General features: G+C 58.6%; 17 protein-coding genes. 7 read left to right on the top strand and 10 right to left on the bottom strand.

The features are described from left to right. Nucleotides 1-2 precede the first annotated feature (2 nt). On the top strand, nucleotides 3-740 hold the full coding sequence (cobA, locus tag AAEZ06_RS12540) for a uroporphyrinogen-III C-methyltransferase (RefSeq protein ID WP_149412029.1): 738 nt from the start codon (nucleotides 3-5) through the stop codon (nucleotides 738-740). Nucleotides 741-798: 58 nt separating this feature from the next. On the opposite strand, the gene AAEZ06_RS12535 is transcribed toward cobA, so the two are convergent. The 8 genes from AAEZ06_RS12535 to ppsA form a co-directional block, all read right to left on the bottom strand. Beyond that, nucleotides 799-1,782, bottom strand: a complete 984-nt coding sequence (locus AAEZ06_RS12535) for an OmpA family protein (RefSeq protein WP_149412030.1) — start codon at nucleotides 1,780-1,782, stop codon at nucleotides 799-801. Between the two features lie 107 nt (nucleotides 1,783-1,889). After that, nucleotides 1,890-2,480 carry an RNA polymerase sigma factor SigX gene (gene sigX, locus AAEZ06_RS12530; RefSeq protein WP_149412031.1) on the bottom strand — a complete coding sequence of 197 codons (591 nt, stop codon included), beginning with the start codon at nucleotides 2,478-2,480 and terminating at the stop codon, nucleotides 1,890-1,892. Nucleotides 2,481-2,567: 87 nt separating this feature from the next. Continuing rightward, nucleotides 2,568-3,392 (bottom strand): mechanosensitive ion channel family protein, encoded by an 825-nt coding sequence (locus AAEZ06_RS12525; RefSeq protein ID WP_133101679.1) that lies wholly within the window; start codon nucleotides 3,390-3,392, stop codon nucleotides 2,568-2,570. A 2-nt stretch (nucleotides 3,393-3,394) separates the two neighbouring features. Beyond that, nucleotides 3,395-3,640, bottom strand: coding sequence for a CrfX protein (locus tag AAEZ06_RS12520; protein ID WP_133101680.1), 246 nt, complete (start codon nucleotides 3,638-3,640; stop codon nucleotides 3,395-3,397). An 85-nt stretch (nucleotides 3,641-3,725) separates the two neighbouring features. Next, nucleotides 3,726-4,721: a divalent cation transporter CmaX gene (gene cmaX, locus AAEZ06_RS12515; RefSeq protein ID WP_133101681.1), complete on the bottom strand. Its 996-nt coding sequence runs from the start codon at nucleotides 4,719-4,721 to the stop codon at nucleotides 3,726-3,728. A gap of 25 nt (nucleotides 4,722-4,746) precedes the next feature. Then, nucleotides 4,747-5,238: a ribonuclease E activity regulator RraA gene (rraA, locus tag AAEZ06_RS12510; RefSeq protein WP_133101682.1), complete on the bottom strand. Its 492-nt coding sequence runs from the start codon at nucleotides 5,236-5,238 to the stop codon at nucleotides 4,747-4,749. A 221-nt stretch (nucleotides 5,239-5,459) separates the two neighbouring features. Next, entirely contained in the window at nucleotides 5,460-6,449 is a 990-nt protein-coding gene (locus AAEZ06_RS12505) for an alpha/beta fold hydrolase (RefSeq protein WP_149412032.1), read from the bottom strand. A gap of 107 nt (nucleotides 6,450-6,556) precedes the next feature. After that, nucleotides 6,557-8,932 carry a phosphoenolpyruvate synthase gene (gene ppsA / locus AAEZ06_RS12500; protein ID WP_149412033.1) on the bottom strand — a complete coding sequence of 792 codons (2,376 nt, stop codon included), beginning with the start codon at nucleotides 8,930-8,932 and terminating at the stop codon, nucleotides 6,557-6,559. Between the two features lie 178 nt (nucleotides 8,933-9,110). Between ppsA and ppsR the strand changes: the two genes are divergently transcribed. Then, entirely contained in the window at nucleotides 9,111-9,929 is an 819-nt protein-coding gene (ppsR, locus tag AAEZ06_RS12495; protein ID WP_149412034.1) for a posphoenolpyruvate synthetase regulatory kinase/phosphorylase PpsR, read from the top strand. A 56-nt stretch (nucleotides 9,930-9,985) separates the two neighbouring features. On the opposite strand, the gene AAEZ06_RS12490 is transcribed toward ppsR, so the two are convergent. Next, nucleotides 9,986-11,410: an aminotransferase-like domain-containing protein gene (locus tag AAEZ06_RS12490; protein WP_502948030.1), complete on the bottom strand. Its 1,425-nt coding sequence runs from the start codon at nucleotides 11,408-11,410 to the stop codon at nucleotides 9,986-9,988. Between the two features lie 150 nt (nucleotides 11,411-11,560). Here AAEZ06_RS12490 and AAEZ06_RS12485 point away from each other — a divergent pair, with 150 nt between their 5' ends. The 5 genes from AAEZ06_RS12485 to AAEZ06_RS12465 are packed head-to-tail and all read left to right on the top strand — an operon-like array spanning nucleotide 11,561 to nucleotide 17,023. Then, on the top strand, nucleotides 11,561-12,454 hold the full coding sequence (locus AAEZ06_RS12485; protein ID WP_350614758.1) for a DMT family transporter: 894 nt from the start codon (nucleotides 11,561-11,563) through the stop codon (nucleotides 12,452-12,454). 23 nt (nucleotides 12,455-12,477) lie between these two features. Beyond that, the gene (gene moeB, locus AAEZ06_RS12480) at nucleotides 12,478-14,337 is read left to right on the top strand and encodes a molybdopterin-synthase adenylyltransferase MoeB (protein WP_350614501.1); all 1,860 of its coding nucleotides are present in this window, start codon (nucleotides 12,478-12,480) and stop codon (nucleotides 14,335-14,337) included. Between the two features lie 24 nt (nucleotides 14,338-14,361). Continuing rightward, nucleotides 14,362-15,276, top strand: a complete 915-nt coding sequence (locus AAEZ06_RS12475) for a PLP-dependent cysteine synthase family protein (protein ID WP_350614756.1) — start codon at nucleotides 14,362-14,364, stop codon at nucleotides 15,274-15,276. 23 nt (nucleotides 15,277-15,299) lie between these two features. Further along, nucleotides 15,300-16,292, top strand: a complete 993-nt coding sequence (locus tag AAEZ06_RS12470) for a serine O-acetyltransferase (RefSeq protein WP_149412038.1) — start codon at nucleotides 15,300-15,302, stop codon at nucleotides 16,290-16,292. Nucleotides 16,293-16,294: 2 nt separating this feature from the next. Next, on the top strand, nucleotides 16,295-17,023 hold the full coding sequence (locus AAEZ06_RS12465; RefSeq protein ID WP_149412039.1) for an alanyl-tRNA editing protein: 729 nt from the start codon (nucleotides 16,295-16,297) through the stop codon (nucleotides 17,021-17,023). Nucleotides 17,024-17,065: 42 nt separating this feature from the next. On the opposite strand, the gene prpD is transcribed toward AAEZ06_RS12465, so the two are convergent. After that, nucleotides 17,066-18,550: a 2-methylcitrate dehydratase gene (prpD, locus tag AAEZ06_RS12460; protein WP_149412040.1), complete on the bottom strand. Its 1,485-nt coding sequence runs from the start codon at nucleotides 18,548-18,550 to the stop codon at nucleotides 17,066-17,068. Between the last annotated feature and the right edge of the window lie 50 nt (nucleotides 18,551-18,600).

Genomic DNA, 18,600 nt, shown 5'->3' with positions numbered 1-18,600 from the left:
ACATGAACGCAAAAGTCTGGTTGGTGGGCGCTGGCCCCGGTGATCCGGAGCTGTTGACCCTCAAGGCGGTACGGGCCCTGCACGAGGCCGATGTGGTGCTGATTGATGATTTGGTCAACCCGGCGGTGCTTGAACACTGCCCCAGCGCGCGGGTGATCACCGTCGGCAAGCGTGGCGGATGCCGCTCCACACCGCAGGATTTTATCCATCGCCTGATGCTGCGTTATGCCCGTCAGGGCAAGTGCGTGGTGCGGCTCAAGGGTGGCGATCCGTGCATATTCGGGCGCGGTGGCGAAGAAGCGTTATGGCTCAGGGAGCGCGGTGTCGAGGTGGAACTGGTCAACGGCATTACTGCCGGGCTGGCAGGGGCGACCAACTGTGATATTCCGCTGACATTGCGCGGGGTCAGCCGCGGCGTGACCCTGGTCACCGCCCACACACAGGACGACAGCAGCCTCAACTGGCGAGCACTGGCCGAAGGCGGTACGACGCTGGTGGTCTATATGGGCGTGGCAAAGCTGGAGGAAATCCGGCAGCAGTTGCTGGAGGCTGGCATGGCCGCCGACATGCCGGTGGCGATGATTGAAAATGCTTCGTTGCCGGGGCAGCGGGAGTGCCGCAGCAGCCTGGCCTGTATGCATGATGATGCCAGGGCGTTTGTCTTGAAGAGCCCGGCGATCCTGGTGATTGGTGCAGTCGCGGCAACAGCGGTTGAAGCTGCCTTGCTGGCAAGCGCCTGAGCCAAATTTCAGGCAAAAAAAACCCGGCCTAAGCCGGGTTTTTTCTACAACTCAGTAATTACTGAGCTGCTTGAGCTTCAACCGATGCTTCTACGCGACGGTTAACAGCACGGCCTGCTTCAGTTGCGTTATCAGCAACTGGGCGGGATTCGCCGTAACCAACCGAGCTCACACGGCCAGCGTCAATACCGTCTTTGACCAGGACTTGCTTAACAGCGTCAGCACGACGCTGGGACAGCTTCTGGTTGTAAGCGTCAGGACCGACGGAGTCAGTGTGACCTTCAACAACGGTAGTGGTTTGTGGGTACTGCTTCATGAAGTCAGCGAGGTTTTTCACGTCGCCGTAGCTGTTAGGCTTAACAACCGACTTGTCGAAGTCGAACTTCACGTCCAGCTCAACACGAACAACCTGAGCAACCGGAGCTTCTGGCTCTGGAACTGGCTCTGGAGCTGGTGCTGGGGTAGGAGCTGGTGCTGCTGCGCCAGCGTTACCGCCGAAGTTGACGCCCAGGCCGACCAGTGCGGAGTAATCCCACTTGCCGTTGTCCAGGTTGTGGTCAGCTTCAACGCCTGCACGTGCGAACAGGTTGTTGGTGAAGTAGTACTTCACACCGGTACCAACGATAGCCAGAGTCGACTGATCGCGACCGCTGTGGCCGTCAGCTTTGACGTTGCCACGGCTCTGGTGACCGAAACCACCTTCTACGTATGGACGCAGGGAGTCGACGCCAGCCTGACCGAAGTGGTAGGTAGCCAACAGGCTGCCGGTATCACCTTTGATCTTCTGGTTGCCAGTACCGTCGTTCGAACGGGTGTGGTTGGTCTTGTCGTAGGACAAGTTCAACGACAGGTCGTCGGTCAGGAAGTAACCGATGCGAGCGCCAGGATTGAAGCCGTCTTCGATGTGCTTGACGCTATCGTTGTACTGCTTCTTGTAGAACAGCTCGCCTTCAACTGCGCCTTGGCCTTGTGCCAGAACGCCGAAAGAAGTTGCGGCAATAAGAGAACCAATGGCCAAGCCCAAGGTGTTTTTCAGTTTCATCCGTTAAATCCCCATCTGGTGATTGTAAAGCAGTCCCACATACCGGGGGACAACTCGGCGACAAGTCTAACAGAACTTGCCTACACGTAAGAGATATTTGCCTCGTACTAAGTTTCAGTACTGTCCGCAAATTTCTCACGTAATTTATCAAGAGCACGTTTGTAACGCATTTTTGTCGCACTCAAACCCATATGCATAATGTCAGCAATTTCCTGAAATTCCAGTTCTGCGACAAATCGTAGCACCAAAATTTCCCGGTCAATCGGATTCACATGCACCAACCAGCGATCAAGCCCGCCCGTCTCCTCAGGTGTCGGCGCCTTTTCTTCAGACGCTTCCTCAAGGGGGTCCAGACTCAAGGCGTCCATCAAGCGACGCTTTCGCCGTTCCTTACGATACTGCGTGATGCATTCGTTGTACGTGATGCTATAGAGCCAGGTCTTAAACTTCGATTTACCCTCGAAGTTCTTCAAGCCATACAACACCTTCAGCATCACTTCCTGACAGACATCATCCGCATCACGATCGTTCCCCAAATATCTTGAACAAACGTTGAACAGCGTGCGTTGATACCTGCGCATCAATTCTTCGTACGCGCGTGTTACGTGAAACAGCTCCGTGTGCGAGCGCGCGACCAACTCCTCATCAGAGAGCTCACGGGGGTCATAGCGCGTGGACAGCGTTTGGGCTTTATTCAAAACAAGTCGTGCCGACAGTCAGGTCAATGTCCGCTACAGCCTGGATAGCCAGGATTGCGGCGGCGTACATTAGCAGGGATTACCGGGTTAGCGGCTACTTACCTGCTGCTCCAGCAGAATTCGATTGGACAACGATACTAGTTCGCCATCATCGGTCAGCACTGTAGTTTTTACCGTGCCGATCTCTTCGATCTGCCCTTCGACCTCGCCCACACGCACGTGCTGCCCAACCTGATACAACTCACGCACATAAATTCCCGCAAGAATCTGACCGGCAATTTCCCGGCTTCCCAACCCCATGGCCAGCGCAACGGCCAGACCAACGGTAATCAAAACAATCACAATCACATGGTTAAGCAGGTCAGTCTTGACCTCCAACTGGCTGATCGCGACTGAAATACTGATGATAATCACCAGCCCCTGAGCGATTCGCCCCAGACCGCTGGCGTAATCCAGACCGACGCCTTCAGCCGCACCGCGCACCAGCCCATTGGCCAGTTGCGCCAGCAAAACCCCTACCAGCAACACCAGCGCGCCACCGAATACCTTCGGCAAATACAGCGCCAGCATGTCGAGCGTAGCTGAAACTCGCTCAAGTCCAAGGGATTGCGCTGCAGAAACCAGAAAAATCAGCAGTACGAACCAATAAACGATCTTGCCGACCAGTGTCGAGATAGGCACTTTGAGCCCGGCACGCCCCAATAACTTGGTCAGGCCTGTGCCGCCCATCAGGCGATCAAGGCCCAGTTTGGCCAACAGCTTGGACAGCAGGGTGTCGAGCAGCTTGGCCACGACAAAACCCAACAGCACCAATACCAGCGCGCCAAACAGGTTGGGAATAAAATTCGCCACCTTGGTCCACAACGCGGTCATTGCAGTTACCAGACTCTGAGTCCAGAGATCAAGTTCCATATTCAATCAGCCTTATCAGCAGTGCGAGCAATAGGTTTACGACGGGAAACCGGGGAAACATGGGCCGAACCGTTGTTCAGGGCCATCATCAATGCCGGCAACCAACGGCCAAGCAAACCGAACAGGTCTCCCGCGCCGACTTGACGGTTGGCAGTTTTCAGTACGCGGCCAAGGCAGGCATCGTCGTCACGGTTGGGCGGCGAAGCGTTAAGCATGTCACGCAAAGACTGTTCGAACGGATCGTGCATAGGGACCTCTCGCAAGTGAATTAAAAGACGAGGGTAAAATTCTTCAGGTCACATGACCTCTTGCCCCGTTCAGGTCTCATTCAGGTCAGACCCAACGTAAACGCCGGAACAACCACCATTGCCCCAACGCCACCGAGATCATCATCAGGCAGGCAATCAGGAACCCGTAAGGGCTGGAAGAGAACGGGATACCCCCCACGTTAATCCCCAGAAGCCCGGTGAGAAAACTCATCGGCAGGAAGATCCCGGTGATAATCCCGAAGCGGTACATGGTGCGGCTCATACGCACGCTCAAGCGTCGGCCTTCGGCCTCAAGCACAAGCCCTACGCGCTCCCGGGTCAACTCCAGCTCTTCCAGGTAACGGGTCAGGCTGTTGTTCAATTCGTTCCAGTAGTCGCCGTCATCGTCTACGAACCAGGGCAGTTTGATGCGTGTCATCTGAGCGAAAATATCCCGCTGGGGCGCGAGGAAACGCTTGAGCCCCGCGGCTCGCCGACGGATTTGCAAAATGCTGCCATGTTCGGGAGCGTACCGTTCGTCGGTATCCAGTTTTTCTTCTTCGGCGTCGACGACTTCCGAGAGGTCGCTGACCAGGTCCTGAACTTTGTTGGTCAGGTACTGCGCCATACAAAGGATCAATTCAGAGGCTGTTTTCGGACCTTTGCCATCCGCCAACTGCACCAACAGTTCATCGGTTGCACGCAAGGGGCGTAAACGCAGAGAGATGACCCGCGTCCTTGAGGCAAAAATTCGCACCGAGACCATGTCTTCCGGTTCAGCCCCAGGGTTGAGATTGATCCCTCGCAGGAACAGCAGCAATTCGGCATCCGACAGCGGCAACAGCCGTGGACGGGTGTTCTCCTCCAGCAGCAGGTCACAGGCGAATTCGCTCAAGCCACTAGATTTGCGCAACCAGGTCTGGGTCTGCGGATGGCTGCGATCCCAATGCAGCCACAGGCTCTCCTGCGGCTGCAATTGCAATTCGTCGAGCTCAGTCCGGGCAATCGAACGCGCACCGCCTTTACCGTCCAGCACCAGGGCATGCACCAGCCCCCACTGCGCGTTTTCTTCCTCGAACATCCTCACCCCTATCGGCTACAGCAATTTATTCAGGCATTTTTAGCGGGCTGGGCGAAACAATCACGCCATTATTGTCGGCGTAGACATATTCACCCGGACGGAAGGTCACACCGGCAAAGGTCACGGCCACGTTCAGATCGCCAATACCGCGCTTGTCAGTCTTCATCGGGTGGCTGGCCAGGGCCTGCACGCCCAGATCGGTCTGGGCGATGACGTCGACGTCACGGATGCAACCGTAGATCAGCAGCCCTTCCCAGCCGTTTTTCGCGGCCTTCTCAGCGATCATGTCGCCCAACAACGCCCGACGCAGGGATCCGCCGCCGTCGACCACCAGCACCTTGCCAGCGCCGTTGAGCTCGGCCTGTTCCTTGACCAGGGAGTTGTCTTCGAAGCACTTGATGGTGACGATCTCGCCACCAAAGGAGTCCCGGCCGCCGAAATTGCTGAACATCGGCTCGACCACCTGCACCAGTTCCGGGTAGGCATCGCACAGATCGGGGGTAAGGTAATGGTTCATCGAGAAGCTCCTGTCGGGGAAAGAAGGTGTCGAACATCCACTGTTACATCAGGAAAACGCACCGTAGCGACGAATCTTTAAGCCTGAAGCCGGCAATGATCAGACCCGCCGCCGAAGAACACAACACGCACTCAACGACTGAATGTGACCGCAACCGCACAAGACGTCATAGCTTAGCCGTAAGCGCGGACGAGTGAAACGCCCTCGTTAGAGCCTCTGCCTTAAACTGTCACGACCGCCTCGGGCTGCACGGCGACCAACGGTGCCAGCGGGTCATTCAACCAGCGCTGCACCAGCGGCCAAACCTGCGCCTGCGCCGCCTTGCTGACCAGCATCTGCACATGGCCGAAGTCATCGGCAAAGCCTTGCTTGCGCCCCAGGCACAGATACTGACGGTGCTCGGAGCCCATTTGCTCGAACAGCTTGCGGCAGGCCCAGGCCGGGTCCTGATGATCGCCGGCAGCACTTACCGCCAGCACCGGCACGTCCACATCGGCCAAACCTTTCCACCAATCGCGCTCGGCGTCGCCAAAGCGCCCGAATAAACCGTGCCAACGCATGCTTTCCAGGGCCAGGCCGATTGGTTCGTCTTCAGGGCCACGCTTGAGGCGTGAGCCGGAGAGCTGAGCAAAACGTTTTAAAATGAACCGCCCACCCCACTCCACCGGAGGAATTTTCAATGGCCAATAAGTCCGACTGACCTGGCAGCCAAACAACGCTACGGAGGCCACTGCCGGCGCTCCCAGATACTGACCGCCCAATGCCGCCGCCAAGGTCGTACCGCCTAGGGAATGGCCGATCCAGTGCGGAATCTGCGCGCTTTGCTCACGAACAAACGCGGCAATGGCCGGTAAATCGTAACGAGCATAGTCGGCCACGCGGTTCTTGGCGTAATCCTGGTTGCGCCGCGAAAGGCCATGGCCGCGCATTTCCGGTATCCACACATCAAACCCCTGCCGCGCCAGATAAGCCCCAAGACCAATGCCCTTGGGCGAATACCAGAAACGTCGGTTGGAGAAGCTGCCATGTAATAGAACCACCGGCACGCCGCGGTTTTCCGCAGCATCGGCCAAGCCCAGGCGAGTCACGGCCAACTCGACGGTGCCATCAGGGCTATTGCCGGGTTTAAGACGATAAACATCTTCACTCAGGTCGCCACGACGCTCAGCGCTGAGCAAGGCGACGGGAAACAGGTTGCTGCTGCTTTGCATAATGTTCTTGCACAAAAAAGGGCGGCGTCCGGATGGATTTCCGCCCTGTACAGGATGAGAAATGCCGGCCAACCCTTACGATTGACCGGCACTTTTGATGTTACGGCTTACGCCGGCGCTTGACCTTCAGCCAGGAAGAACCAGGTTTCCAGCACGGAATCGGGGTTCAGCGAGACGCTCTCGATGCCCTGTTCCATCAGCCATTTGGCCAGGTCGGGGTGATCGGAAGGGCCTTGGCCGCAGATGCCGATGTACTTGCCGGCCTTGTTGCAGGCCTGGATGGCGTTGGCCAGCAGCTTTTTGACCGCAGGATTACGCTCGTCGAACAGGTGGGCGATGATCCCGGAGTCGCGGTCCAGGCCCAGGGTCAACTGGGTCAGGTCGTTGGAGCCGATGGAGAAACCGTCGAAGAATTCCAGGAACTCTTCAGCCAGGATGGCATTGGACGGTAGCTCGCACATCATGATCACGCGCAGGCCGTTTTCACCACGGGACAGGCCATTTTCGGCCAGCAAGTCGATCACCTGGCTCGCTTCGCCCAAGGTCCGCACGAACGGCACCATGATCTCGACGTTGGTCAGGCCCATCTCGTTGCGCACACGCTTGAGGGCGCGGCATTCGAGTTCGAAGCAGTCACGGAAGGCTTCGCTGATGTAACGCGAGGCGCCACGAAAGCCCAGCATCGGGTTTTCTTCTTCCGGCTCGTAGAGCTTGCCGCCGATCAGGTTGGCGTATTCGTTGGACTTGAAGTCCGACAGGCGCACGATGACCTTTTTCGGGTGGAACGCCGCCGCCAGGGTGCTGATGCCTTCCACCAGTTTCTCGACGTAGAAGCCCACCGGGTCGTTGTAGCCGGCGATGCGCTTGTCGACGCTGTCCTTGATGTCTTGCGGCAAGCCGTCGTAGTTCAGCAGCGCCTTGGGGTGCACGCCGATCATCCGGTTGATGATGAATTCCAGGCGGGCCAGGCCCACACCGGCGTTCGGCAACTGGGCGAAATCGAAAGCACGGTCCGGGTTACCGACGTTCATCATGATCTTGAACGGCAGATCCGGCATGGCTTCAATAGAGTTTTGCTTGATGTCGAAGCCCAATTCACCTTCAAAGATGAAACCGGTATCGCCTTCGGCGCAGGACACGGTAACGCCCTGGCCGTCTTTCAACAGTTGGGTGGCATTGCCGCAACCCACTACGGCCGGAATCCCCAGCTCACGAGCGATGATCGCCGCGTGGCAGGTACGCCCGCCGCGGTTGGTGACGATGGCGCTGGCGCGTTTCATCACCGGCTCCCAGTCCGGGTCGGTCATGTCCGAGACCAGCACGTCACCTGGCTGGACCTTGTCCATCTCGGACACGTCCTTGATGATCCGCACCTTGCCAGCGCCGATGCGCTGGCCGATGGCACGGCCTTCAACCAGCACGGTGCCGGTTTCTTTCAGCAGGTAGCGCTCCATGACGTTGGCCGAGGTGCGGCTCTTCACGGTTTCAGGGCGAGCCTGAACGATGTACAGCTTACCGTCGTCGCCGTCCTTGGCCCATTCGATATCCATCGGGCACTTGTAGTGCTTCTCGATGATTATCGCCTGTTTGGCCAGTTCGTTGACTTCGGCGTCGGTCAGACAGAAACGCTCGCGTTCGGCCTTGTCGACATCAACGGTTTTCACCGAGCGACCGGCCTTGGCCTCGTCGCCGTAGATCATCTTGATGGCCTTGCTGCCCAGGTTGCGGCGCAGGATCGCAGGGCGACCGGCTTCAAGCGTGTGTTTGTGGACGTAGAACTCATCCGGGTTGACCGCGCCTTGTACGACGGTTTCTCCCAGGCCGTAGGCGCCGGTGATAAACACCACGCCACGGAAGCCTGATTCGGTGTCCAGGGTGAACATCACGCCGGCAGTACCGGTTTCCGAACGCACCATGCGCTGTACACCGACAGACAAGGCCACCAGCTTGTGGTCAAAACCCTGGTGTACACGGTAGGAAATGGCACGGTCGTTGAACAGCGAAGCGAAGACTTCCTTGGCCGCTCGGATGACGTTTTCCACACCACGAATGTTCAGGAAGGTCTCTTGCTGACCGGCAAACGAGGCGTCGGGCAGGTCTTCGGCGGTGGCCGAGGAGCGCACGGCGACGGCCATGTCGGGGTTGCCCGCCGACAGCGTGGCGAAGGCGGTGCGGATCTCGGCGTTGAGCTTCTCGGGGAACTCGGCTTCCATGATCCACTGACGGATCTGGGCGCCGGTCTTGGCCAGGGCATTGATGTCATCGACGTCCAATGCATCGAGGGCCGCGTGAATTTGATCGTTGAGACCGCTCAATTCGAGGAAATCACGGTAAGCCTGGGCGGTGGTGGCAAAGCCACCGGGCACTGAAACACCAGCGCCCGCAAGATTACTAATCATCTCGCCCAGGGATGCGTTCTTGCCCCCCACATGCTCTACATCATGGACACCGAGCTTATCGAGGGAAACTACGTACTCTACCAAGGTGATCTCTCCACTAACTGTGTTGGAAAAGCTCAGGACGCCGGCGGCTCAATAGGAGCAAACACCTGCGCTTGTGGCCTGGACCTGGAAAATAAGTGAGAATGCGGGCCACTGGGTGCCGGCAAAATCGCGCCTATCATATCCAAGATTCGTCATCAGCTTAAGGCCCAAGGCTCAAATGAAACGATCTGCTTTCTTTATCTCCGACGGCACCGGCATCACAGCCGAAACCCTGGGGCAAAGCCTGTTGGCGCAGTTCGAAAACATTACCTTCGCCAAATTCACGCGTCCCTATATCGATAGCGTGGATAAAGCGCGGGCTATGGTACAACAAATCAATCTTGCCGCCGAAAAAGACGGCTTTCGCCCGATCATTTTTGACACCATCGTCAATCAGGACATTCGTGAGATCCTCGCAACCTCCAATGGTTTCATGATCGACATCTTCTCCACCTTCCTGGCGCCGCTGGAGCAGGAGTTGAGTGAAGATTCCTCATACTCGGTGGGCAAGTCCCATTCCATTGGCCACAACTCCAACTATATGGAGCGGATCGAGGCTGTGAACTTCGCCCTCGACAACGACGATGGCGCCCGCACCCACTACTACGACAAGGCCGACCTGATCCTGGTGGGCGTGTCCCGCTGCGGCAAGACCCCGACCTGTCTGTACATGGCCATGCAATTCGGCATTCGCGCGGCCAACTACCCGCTGACCGAAGATGACATGGAGCACCTGCAACTGCCGGCTGCCCTGCGCGCCCATCAGCACAAGTTATTCGGCCTGACCATCGACCCGGATCGCCTCACCGCCATCCGCAACGAGCGCAAGCCCAACAGCCGCTATTCAAGCTACGCCCAGTGCGAGTTCGAAGTGCGCGAAGTGGAAAATTTGTTCCGCAGGGAGAATATTGCGCACATTAATTCCACGCATTTTTCGGTGGAAGAAATTTCGGCGAAGATTTTGGTGGAAAAAGGGGTTGAGCGGCGGTTCAAGTGATGCTCATTGCCTGAACTACCTGTGGCGAGGGGGCTTGCCCCCTCGCCACAGGTAGTTCACAGACAAAACCGCCCGCCGCCCTGCCCCAACGCTGTCGCCAGCGCATCAAACCCATCACGCAACAACTGATCATCCCCCGATGTATTGCAGATACTCGCCCGAATAAACTGCGGCACCGCCGTCTGCCCGACAGCAAATGCCTCGGCGGTGGCGATCAGGTAATTGTTCTGCTTGAGTTCGGCCTCTATTTCCGACGCTCGCCACGGCTCAGGGACTTCGATCCAGAAGTGCGGGCTGTTGAGATGGGTGCGGTATTCCAAACCGACCAATAGATCTTCGACCAGAGCCTTGCGCCGGCTGATCTCACTGATCTGCTGGCGCAGCAAATGGTCCGCCGTGCCGTTTTCGATCCATTGGGTCGCCAATTCCAGGGTCACCGGCGTAGCCATCCAGCAGGTGGAGCGCAAAGCGGCGGAGATGCGACTGACCAGCGCCGACGGCGCATGCACGTAACCAACCCGCAATCCCGCCGACACCGCCTTGCTCAGACTACTGATCAGGATCGTACGCTCAGGGGCGAAATGGCTGAGGGGTGGCGGACGGTCTTCCACCAGCACGCCATGGGCTTCGTCTTCGAGGATCAGCAGGTTGTGTTCACGGCACACCTTCACCAGCGCCTCCCGGCGGGCGACTGACAGTACCGCCGTGGTCGGATTCTGGATGGTCGGTGTGCAGTACAACGCCGATATCCGGTGGTTGCGACAGACGTCATCCAGCGCCCCGGGCAGCAAGCCTTCTTCATCCATTTCCAAGCCGATCAAGCGTATCCCGAGCATTCGTGCGGCGGTGATCAGCCCAGGATAGGTCAACTGCTCAGTGACCACCGTATCGCCGGCCCGCAACAAGGCCATCATCGCGCACAGCAAGCCATGCTGACCGCCGTTGACGCAGATCACCTGCTCGGGAATCGGCGTGAATTGCTGCTGGATCAGCCAGCGCGCACCAGCGGCGCGATAGCGGGGCAACCCGGCATCCGGGGTGTAGGCGCTGATGTCCTGTAGAAACTTGGCATTGCCCGCCAGGCTTTGAAAGCTCTGCGCCAGGAATGCCGTCTCCTGCCCTGGGATATGCATGTTGCGGCTCATGTCGAAGTACTGGCGCGGCTCGTCGCTGAAGTTGCGAAAGCCTTCATCGCGCTGACGCTCCATCCCACGCTTGCGCACGAAGGTTCCGTCACCGACCCGCGCCACTACCAGCCCGAGACGTTCCAGTTCGCCATAGGCTCGGCTGATGGTCCCGATGGTTACCCCGAGATTGTCGGAAAGCACCCGATGGGGCGGCAGTTTTCGCCCCGGCTCGATCAAGCCTTCAAGAATGCCGCGCTCCATGACATCGGATAGGCGTTTGTACTTCACGCCCTGACCGCTGGACAGCCCTTCTCGCATAATTGACACCATGTCAATATTTGTTTTGACAGCCATCATTCGCCCTAATAGTGTGCTTTTACGGGTTCAATCACCGGATTAAGGCTCTCAATATAGAGGTCAATTCCGTCACAGGGAAGCAATGTCACGATGCCAATGTCCGCCGTTCTAGAAAACGCTGAAAAAACAAAAACTCACAAGCAGTGGCTGGCTGGTTTGATTACCAGCGTGATGTTTCTCATTGTCTGCCTGAGTTGGGGCACCACCTGGCTGGGGATCAAAATTGCCGTGGAAAGCGTGCCGCCGCTGACGTCGGCGGGCCTGCGCTTCCTGATCGCCTTCCCGCTGTTCCTGTGTTTCGCCTGGGTGCGGCGCGAGCCGATCCTGTTCCCACGAGAAAGCCGCTGGTTCTTCGTGTTCGTGACCCTTTCCTACTTCAGCATTCCCTATTACCTGCTCAACTACGGCGAGATGCATGTCTCCTCCGGCCTTACAGCCCTACTGTTCAGCTGCATGCCGGTATTTATCCTGATCTTCTCAGCGCTGTTTCTGCGTGAGCGTATCTACTTTTCCCAAGTGATCGGGATCGGCATCGGTTTCGCTAGCTTGTACATGATCATCAAGAGCCAGGGCCTGCACCTGGACCATGCCGAGCTCTTTGGCGTGCTGGCGATTCTGACCGCGGCGATCATGCATGCCTTGTGCTACGTCATCACCAAGCAAAAAGGCAGCGCCATCAGTGTTATCACCTACAACACCCTGCCCATTGGCATCGCTGGGTTGATGCTATTTGTCGCAGGCCTGTGGTTTGAAACCCCGACCTTCGACGACATCACCCTGCGCTCCTGGAGCGCACTGTTCTACCTCGGGCTGGTGGCCTCGGTCGGCGGGTTTATTGTCTACTTCATGCTGCTCAAGCGCCTGAGTCCGATCATCCTGTCCTTTGTCTTTATCATCTTCCCGGTGTTCGCCGTGATCATCGGCGCCTGGTACGAAGGCGTGGAAATCTCCAAGGACTTGATGCTGTACTCGGCGGTCCTGCTGGTCGGTTTTGCGATCACCAAGCTGCCGATAGAAAAGCTCCTGGCCAAGAAAAATTGACCTTCCACCAACGCGAGAGAAACATGGACGTCCTCCGCCCCAACGCCCTGGAACAAATCTACGCCCACGCCGCCAGCACGTATCCCGATGAGTGCTGCGGCTTCGTCTTCGCCGACGGCAGCGTGTACCTGGGCAGCAATATCCAGAATGAACTGCACCGCAAGAATCCCCAGGTTTACCCACGCAGCGCGGCCAACGGCTACACCTTTTCGGTGGCCGACACGCTGATGATGAACAAGGCTTTTCACAGCAATAACCCGGTGGTCGTGATCTACCACTCCCACCCTGATGTCGGTGCCTACTTCAGCGACGAGGACCAGGACAAAGCCCTGTTCATGGGAGAACCTATCTATCCCGTCAGCTACCTGGTGGTGGATGTCCGCCAGGGCAAGGCCCAGGGTTCCAAGCTGTTTGCCTGGGACGGCAACCGCTTCGCCCGCAAACCCTTCAACGACCTGCAAACGGAGTTGTACATGAACGCTGTCTCTTTCCCCGACATTCTGGTCCGCGTGGCCAAGTTGCCAGGATCGACCCTTGAGGGTGCCGGATCGACATTGCGCGAAGTCATTGAAAGTCTGTGTGAACGCTATCCACAACTGCACGAACACCTGAAGCACAAGAACGATCAGCTCAAGGAACATTTCCTCTACACCGCCAATGGAGAGTTACTTGAGCCCGATGACAAGCTGGTCAAACCCACTGAGATCGAAGTCATACTCGCCACCTCCGGCGGCATGGACATCGACCCACTGAGCAATGAAGAAGTGCAGCGTTACGTGCGCCACATCACCCTGCCCGGCGTCGGTCGCAAAGGCCAACTGAACCTGAAAAAGGCCAAGGTGCTGATCATCGGTACCGGCGGCCTGGGCTCACCCATCAGCCTGTACCTGGCAGCAGCCGGCATCGGCACCCTGGGGCTGGTGGATTTCGACGTGGTGGAAAGCAGCAACCTGCAACGTCAGATCGTCCACGGCAACAGCACGCTGGGCATGCCCAAGGTCGAATCTGCCAAGCAGCGCTTGCAGGACCTCAACCGCCACATCCAGATCAATGCCCACAACACTGCGCTCAACGCCGACAACGCTATGGAGCTGGTCGGTGCCTATGACCTGGTGATCGACGGCACCGACAACTTTGAAACCCGCTACCTGGTCAACGACGCCTGCGTGCAGTTGGGCAAGCCGTTGGTGTACGGCGCCATCTACCGTTTCGACGGGCAGATCAGCGTGCTCAACTACCAGGGCGGGCCGTGCTATCGCTGCCTGTTCCCCCATGCGCCACCGGCAGAACTGGCGCCCAATTGCAGCGCTGGCGGGGTGATCGGTGTGCTGCCTGGCGTGGTCGGGATGATCCAGGCCACCGAGGCGATCAAGCTGCTGATTGGTATTGGGGAGCCTTTGTCGGGTCGGTTGATGCGCTTTGATGCCCTGGCGATGAAGTTCAGCGAAATTCGCTTCAAGCGCCGTGCCGATTGCTTGTGCTGCTCCGAGCTACGCCACAGTGAGCAACCGGCAGCCGCCGCATGTGCCGACGCGGTGAGCGCCGCTCCAACACTGGCCGAAGAGCGCTACATCAAACCGCGCATGCTCAAGCAACTGCTGGAACAACAGCGCAGCGCCGACGTGCTGTTGGACGTACGCGATGCCAGCGAACTGGAAGTCTGCAAATTACCCGGCGTGGTGCACATCCCCCTGGCCGAACTCGACGGCCAGCTCGACAGCCTGAGCCGGGACAACACCCACTATCTGATCTGCTACGCCGGGATCAGGGCTGAGCAGGCCGCCAGCACTTTACTGGCCGCCGGCTTCGCCAACACCCGCGTGCTGGAAGGCGGCATGAAACATTGGGTTCGCGACGTCGAACCCGACATGCCTTTGTACTGACTACCGGCCATGGGTTCCTATCTTATGTTGCATAACTCGATACTCGACGCCATTGGCCATACGCCCATCGTGCGTCTGGAACAGTTCTCCGAAGACCTCGGCATTGAGGTCTACGCCAAGCTTGAATCCCTCAACCCCGGAGGCAGTCACAAGACGCGCATCGCCCTGGGGATGATCCTCGACGCGGAACGCCGGGGCATCCTGATCCGTGGTTCGGGGCAAACCATCATCGAGCCCAGCGGTGGCAACACCGGGATCGGCCTGGTGATGGCCGCCAATGTGCTGGGCTACAAAGTGGTGCTGGTGATTCCCGACAACTACAGCCCGGAAAAGCAAAAACTGCTGCGCCTGTATGGCGCCAAGGTGGTGCTGTCGGATAGCCGCCTGGGTAACAACTCCCACGGCGAAAAGTGCATGGAACTGCAACTGGAAAACCCCAGCTACGTGATGCTCAACCAGCAGCGTAACGGCGCCAACCCGCAAACCCACCGCGACACCACCGCCCGGGAAATCATCCGCGCCTTTGGCGAACTGCGGGTGGACTACTTCGTCGGCGGCATCGGCACCGGCGGTCATATCACCGGTATCGGCGAAACCCTCAAGACCACCTGGCCGGCGATTCGAGTGATGGGGGTGGAGCCGGAGGAGTGCGACCTGCTCAACGACCGCCACGCCCCGCACCATATCCAGGGCCTGTCCATCGGTTTGATCCCGAGCATTCTTAACCTGGCGGTGATTGACGGCATGCTCAAGGTCTCGCGGGAAGAATGCCTGGAGATGATAAAACGCATCATGCGCACCGACGCCATCAGCCTGGGGCTGTCGTCGGCGGCCAACATGGTGGCCATCGCCAAGCTCGCGCCGGAACTGCCTACCGACACCGTCGTACTGACCATGGTCTACGACAGTGCCGACAGTTATCTGCCCTGTTTCGAATAACAAAATTACGGGGGGTGCCATCCATGGGAAGCTTTATTGACATGCAACAGCTGCACGATGAGTTGTTCACCCACCTCATCAAGACCCTCACGCCGACGCAGATGCAGCAGTTGCAAGACCATCTGGCGCCGCTGATCCAGACGGCGGCGCAGGCGGTGGCCGAGGACTTGATCGCCTACGCCTGGCGCGACCCTGCGTCCCGTGGTCGCAGTGAACTGATCCTGGAGTCCTACGCCTCGTTCAAGGCGGTGCTGTACTACCGGTTGGCGCACCTGGTGTGGAATTTCCCCGACCAGCCCAACGGCGTGTTTTCAGCCATTGCACTGACGCTGAGTAACCAGGGCAAGATTCTCTCCGGCGCCGAGATCCACCCGGCGGCGCGGATCGGCCGGCGTTTTGTGCTCGACCACGGCTACGGCACGGTCATTGGCGAGACCTGCGAGATCGGCAACGACTGCTACATCCTCTGCGGCGTGACCCTCGGCGCCCGGGGCATCGCCAACAACCCTGACGGTAAGCGCCATCCGCGCCTGGGCAACAACGTCGAGGTCGGTTCCGGAGCACGGGTGCTCGGCTATGTGCTGATCGGCGACAACGTGTTTATCAGCCCCTCCTGCGTCATCACCCAGGACGTACCAGCGGACACCAAGGTCAAGGTGGTCAACCAGATCCAACTGCAAAAAAACGATGAGTCAGACCACAGCAATTATCTCGGTGCCTTCGCCCTCGACGAACGTCTGCACGTGGTGGGCGAAGTCAACGCCAGCCACAAGGTCACGGTGCTGGACGCCGACTTTCACCCCCTGCCCGGCCTGATGCTGGAGCCCACGATCAAGGAGCGCCATCACCTGCAGTTTCGCCTGCACACCCTCGAGACGCCTGCGCACCCGACACGCCTGCCACTGAACCTGAAAGTGTGCGGGCCCGAGTTTGAGATCACCCTGCTTTCCCCCCCTGGCTTGAGCGCAATGGTTCGGCACCTGCTGCAAGTCAGCCCACTGATCGTCGGAGGTTGAACATGTCCGTGCACACAATGGAAACCCTGGCGCTGTTCGACAGCGCACCCTACCAGAACGCCTTCAGTGCCCGGGTGATCGCGGTGAGTGAACACGGCATCGCCCTGGAACACACGCTGTTCTATCCCACCGGCGGTGGGCAACCGGGAGACACCGGCTACTTCACCCTGCCAGACGGCACGCGGGTGGACGTCACTGGGACGGTACGCGATCCGGTGCTGCGCTCGATCATCTGGCATCAGGTGGAGCATCGCCCCGAACAGTTGAGCGCCGGAGTGGAGGTAGATGCCAGCCTGGACTGGGAACGGCGCTACCAGCACATGAAAATGCACACATGCCTGCACCTGTTGTGTTCAATCATCGATGCGCCGGTGACCGGTTGCAGCATCAGCGCTGACAAGGGCCGCCTGGATTTCGACCTACCGGAAATGACCCTCGATAAAGACACCATCACCCGCGACCTCAACGCACTGATCGAACAGGCCCACGAGGTCAAGACACTGTCGATGGCGGCCTCGGAGTACTCGACATTGCTGCAGATCACCCGCACTCAAGCCGTGGCGCCACCCGTGATCCAGGGCGCGGTGCGGGTGATTGAAATTGCCGGAATCGATATCCAGCCGTGTGGCGGCACCCATGTGATCAATACCGAGGAAATCGGCCGGGTGTATTGCGAGAAAATCGAGAAGAAGAGCAAACACAATCGAAGGGTGATTTTGCGGTTTGAATAGCATCCATGCCATTCCCACGCAGCGCGTGGGAATGGTCAGGGGTCAGATCACGAACAGGTCCACAAACCGGTTTACCGGCGTCGCCTCAAGCCTCACCTGATCCTTGCACAAGGCAAAAATCTCGGCGCTGCGTTGGGCGGTAAACCGCGTCGCCAGGTTGGCTTTGAACTTGTCTTCCAGCAACGCAATTCCATCCGCCCGACGACGGCGATGGCCAATCGGGTATTCCACCACCACCTGTTCGGTGCTGGAGCCGTCCTTGAAGAACACCTGCAAGGCATTGGCAATCGAGCGCTTGTCGGGCGCGAGATAATCCAGGCTATAGCGGGGGTCTTCGACAATCTCCATCTTCTCGCGCAGTTCATCGATGATCGGATGGGCGGCGTGGAAATCATCTTCGTACTGCTCGGCCACCAGGTTGCCAAACGCCAGGGGAACGGCGGTCATGTACTGGATACAGTGGTCGCGGTCGGCGGCGTTGGCCAGTTGACCGACCTTGGAGATGATGCGAATCGCCGACTCGTGGGTGGTGATGACAATTCGGTCAATCTCGTGCAGACGATTTTTGACCAGCGGGTGCAAGGTCACCGCCGCTTCACAGGCTGTCTGTGCATGGAACTCGGCCGGGAAGCTGATCTTGAACAACACGTTTTCCATCACGTAGGTGCCGTAGGGCTGGGACAGGCTGAAGGCGCGCTTGTCTTCGGGCTTGAGCGCCAGGTCCTTGTTGGTATGGCTGAACAGCACATCATAAAAGCCCCACTGCGGCGCGCTCAATACACCGGGAATACCCATCTCGCCGCGCATGGCAATGTCCGCCAGGCGCACACCGCGACTTGATGCGTCGCCCGCCGCCCAGGACTTGCGCGACCCAGCGTTCGGCGCATGGCGGTACGTGCGCAAGGCCTGGCCGTCGACAAAGGCCTGGGACAGCGCCGACAGCAGTTGCTCGCGGTTGGCGCCCATCAGCTTGGCGGTGACGGCAGTGGAGGCGATTTTCACCAGCAGCACGTGGTCGAGGCCGACGCGGTTGAAGGAGTTTTCCAGGGCGATCACACCCTGGATTTCATGGGCCATGATCATCGCGTCCAGCACCGCCCGCACGGTCAGCGGTGCGTCACCTTGCGCCACACGTTTTTGCGAAAGGTGATCGGCCACCGCAAGGATGCCGCCAAGGTTATCGGATGGATGCCCCCATTCAGCGGCGAGCCAGGTGTCGTTGTAGTCAAGCCAGCGCACGATGCAACCGATGTCCCAGGCCGCCTTGACCGGGTCCAGACGAAACGAGGTGCCCGGTACGCGAGCGCCAAACGGTACCACCGTGCCCTCGACGATAGGTCCCAGGTGCTTTGTGCACTCCGGGAAACGCAGGGCCAGCAGGCCACAACCGAGGGTATCCATCAGGCAGTTGCGGGCGGTGTCCAGGGCATCGCGGGAATCGATCTTGAAGTTCAAGACGTAGTCGGCGATGTCCTGCAGGACCTGGTCGTAGTCGGGGCGGTTGTTTTGGTCGACGTTGGCGCTCATGTTCAACTCACTCTGATTAGGCGTGATTAAAGGATTCGGCTCGGACCTCG

It is taken from the genome of Pseudomonas sp. HY7a-MNA-CIBAN-0227, assembly GCF_040310325.1.
Classification (GTDB): Bacteria; Pseudomonadota; Gammaproteobacteria; order Pseudomonadales; family Pseudomonadaceae; genus Aquipseudomonas.
The sequence above is the reverse complement of the archived record's forward strand: the minus strand, read 5'-3'. Positions and strand labels throughout refer to the sequence as shown.